General features: G+C 66.5%; 5 protein-coding genes. All 5 read right to left on the bottom strand.

The features are described 5' to 3' along the window. Positions 1-821: S1 RNA-binding domain-containing protein (locus HUV06_RS15485; RefSeq protein WP_174302139.1), on the bottom strand; the 821-nt coding region annotated here is incomplete at its 3' end. A 159-nt stretch (positions 822-980) separates the two neighbouring features. Continuing rightward, a complete protein-coding gene (locus HUV06_RS15490; RefSeq protein WP_174302140.1) occupies positions 981-1,625 on the bottom strand; it encodes a d(CMP) kinase in 645 nt (214 codons plus the stop codon). 69 nt (positions 1,626-1,694) lie between these two features. Further along, positions 1,695-2,408, bottom strand: a complete 714-nt coding sequence (locus HUV06_RS15495) for an acyltransferase (protein WP_174302141.1) — start codon at positions 2,406-2,408, stop codon at positions 1,695-1,697. A 78-nt stretch (positions 2,409-2,486) separates the two neighbouring features. Then, positions 2,487-2,648, bottom strand: coding sequence for a hypothetical protein (locus HUV06_RS15500; RefSeq protein ID WP_174302142.1), 162 nt, complete (start codon positions 2,646-2,648; stop codon positions 2,487-2,489). After that, a complete protein-coding gene (locus tag HUV06_RS15505) occupies positions 2,627-2,896 on the bottom strand; it encodes a hypothetical protein (protein WP_174302143.1) in 270 nt (89 codons plus the stop codon). Before HUV06_RS15505 ends, HUV06_RS15500 begins: the two co-directional genes overlap by 22 nt. Positions 2,897-3,077: the final 181 nt, after the last annotated feature.

Consider the following 3,077-nt stretch of genomic DNA (forward strand, 5'->3'; position numbering starts at 1 on the left):
TCGGCCAGCAGCTGCTTCATGCCGAGCGAGATGCGCTGGGTGTCCGGGTTGATCTTGACGATCTGCACCTTCACCGTATCGCCGACCGCGAGCACCTGGCTCGGATGGTTGACGCGCTTCCAGCTCATGTCGGTGACGTGCAGCAGGCCGTCGATGCCGCCGAGGTCCACGAAGGCGCCGTAGTCGGTTATGTTCTTGACCACGCCCTCGCGCACCTCGCCCTCGTGCAGCTGGGCCACCAGTTCGGTGCGCTGCTCGGCGCGGGCTTCCTCAAGGATGGCGCGGCGCGAGACCACGATGTTGCCGCGCGGCCTATCCATTTTCAGGATCGCAAACGGCTGTTCCTTGCCCATCAGGGGGCCGACGTCGCGCACGGGACGGATGTCGACCTGGGAGCCCGGCAGGAAGGCCGAGGCGCCGCCGAGATCGACGGTGAAGCCACCCTTCACGCGGCCGACGATGGAGCCCATGACCGGCTGGGCCTCGGCGTAGACGCCTTCAAGCCTGGTCCAGGCCTCCTCGCGGCGGGCCTTCTCGCGGCTGATGACCGCCTCGCCCGACGCGTTCTCCACGCGCTCCAGGAACACCTCGACGGTGTCGCCGATCTTGGGCGTGGGCTTGCCGTCGCCCTGCTGGAATTCCTTGACCGAGATGCGGCCCTCGGTCTTCAGACCGACGTCCACGATCAGGAAGTCCTTCTCCTGGCCGACGACGATGCCGTGGACCACGGTGCCTTCGTTCAGGTCGCGCCCGGCGAGGGACTCGTCGAGCAACGCGGCGAAATCGTCGCGCGAGGGGGTGAAGCTCATATCGTCAGCCATGGAGTCTCCGGCAGGAGGCGTCATGCACCGCCGCGCGCAGCGGTCGGGGCGGACGCCGTTCAGGGTTTATGCGGGAATGCAGCCAAGCGTGCAGCCGCGAGGCCGACGCCGGGAAAGCTCTTGGACCGTGATGGATGTCCTGAGAGGGGCGCGTTGGGATTAGCCGGGGCGGGACGTCTCCCACCGGCCGCGCGCCGCCTCGACGATGCGGCGGGCCGCCTCGACGGACTGGGATATATCCATTTGCGATGTGTCGAGCAAGACGGCGTCCGCCGCCCGCACCAGGGGGGCGGAGGCGCGGCCGCTGTCGCGCGCGTCGCGTCGGCGGATGTCGGCCAGCACTTCGTCCAGGCTCACCGCCTCACCCTGGCCGGCCAGCTGCTTCCAGCGCCGCTCGGCGCGCACCTCCGGCCTCGCCGTGACGAACAGCTTGGCGTCCGCGTCGGGGGCGATCACCGTTCCGATGTCGCGCCCGTCCAGCACCGCGCCCCCAGGCTGGGCGGCGAAACGGCGCTGGAAGTCGAGCAGAGCGGCGCGCACGCCCGGATACACCGCGACCCGGCTGGCAATCTCCCCTGCGGCGCGCGTATGCAGGGCTGGATCGGCGAGGTCGGCGGCGTCGAGCCTCCGAGCGACCGCCGCGGCTGCGTCTTCCGGCGCGGCGCCTGCGCGAAGACCGACGGCACGGTAAAGCAAACCCGTGTCCAGGTACGGTAGATGGAAGGCGTCAGCGAGGCGACTGGCGATCGTTCCCTTGCCCGAAGCGGCCGGCCCGTCGATGGCGATCAGCATTGCGGCCTGCATGCGTCAGGATGTCCGCTCGCGCAAGCCGAAGCAGGTCTCCCGGCGCAGCATGGCGCCAGAGGCGCTATCTCAAGGAAGGTCGCGATGATCCCACGTCACGTTGGAGCGGACTTCTCTGGCTGGAACGCCAGCGGAGACCGTATTCGGCTCGATCCTGCCTTTCACGACGCTTCTCGCGCCGACGATCGCGTCGCTCCCGATGTGGGCGCCGCCGAGTATCAAGACGTCATCCCCGAGCCAGACGTGCCGTTCTATGACAATCCTGCCGCCAAAAGCGTTGACGCGTTGACCTGCTGCATCTCTGATCGCGTGCATATCGTCGGTCTGAAGGCGCACATTGCTCGCGAACAGGCCATCTGGACCCACGTAGATCAGGCCGCCATTGCGCGCGTCGAGCCAAGGCGACCAAGTCGCCCCTGTATTATCTGCAATGACTATCCCTGACGCATCACCGCAGAAAAGATGGGCGTTCGGCATACGCGCGCCCTCGCCTATAAAGATGAAGGGCGCTTCACCCCAGAGCATCACGTGAGCAGGAAGCGCCAGGCCGTTCAAGGCGACTATGGCCGAGGTCGGCGGGTTATGCGGGTTGCACTCCAGCGCCGGCTTTTCGCTGTTCGGGGGCAGGAGCAGCACATTACCGCCCGCGAGCCACCAGTCAGGCAGTCCCGCTTCCACTCGCTCAAGACCCTTGAGCGTCGGGAGGACTGGAGTCCGCTGCTGCGAGCCGCTGGCGATAGGAGCCAAACGCTGGATGAGCGCTCTGCTGTATTCCTCATACATTCCGTCTCTCACATTCAGATGCGGCGCTCCGCGTTCGGACATTGAAGCTCATGGCATCCCCCAAGGGAAGCACGCCGCCTAATCCCGAGTGGCGAACGAGGTAAGCTCACCCATGCGACGGTGCTGCTCCTCGGCCAGCTTCTCCGCTTGGGCCGACGCCGTCTCAATGTCGTTGATCTCCTGCTGGAGGACGGCGAGCGTCGCCTCCTCCTCGGGCGTCAGTGGGACGCCTGGCCGCACAGCTGGCGAAGGCCGTAGGTGTGGCCATAGGGGAAGTCGGGGGCCACCTCGACCCACTTCCAGCCCTTCTTCGCCTGGATGCTGGCTGCAACTTCCTGCAGCATCTCGCCCACCATCTTGTCGACCAGGCTGACGTCCTGCAGCCAGCCGCCATCGTCGCCCTGGAACAGGTCGTTCAGGACCGTGCCCCCGGCCTGGACATGGCCCACGACGCCGATGGACTTCGCTCGCTTGTCGAACGCGCGCACTGCGCCCTCTGTCAGCGGCGGACGTTGGACTGGCTCAGCACCAGCTTGTCGAACGGAATGTCGCGCGAGGACGACAGGGTGATCTTCTGGACTGACTTGGTCACGGTGGACCTGCCTCGGAAAAGTGGAGAGCTCCCGGTGAGGAAGGAGAGCCTCCATGCCACAACGATTCACGAAGGAG

This window comes from Caulobacter sp. S45 (assembly GCF_903642205.1).
GTDB lineage: Bacteria > Pseudomonadota > Alphaproteobacteria > Caulobacterales > Caulobacteraceae > CAHJWH01.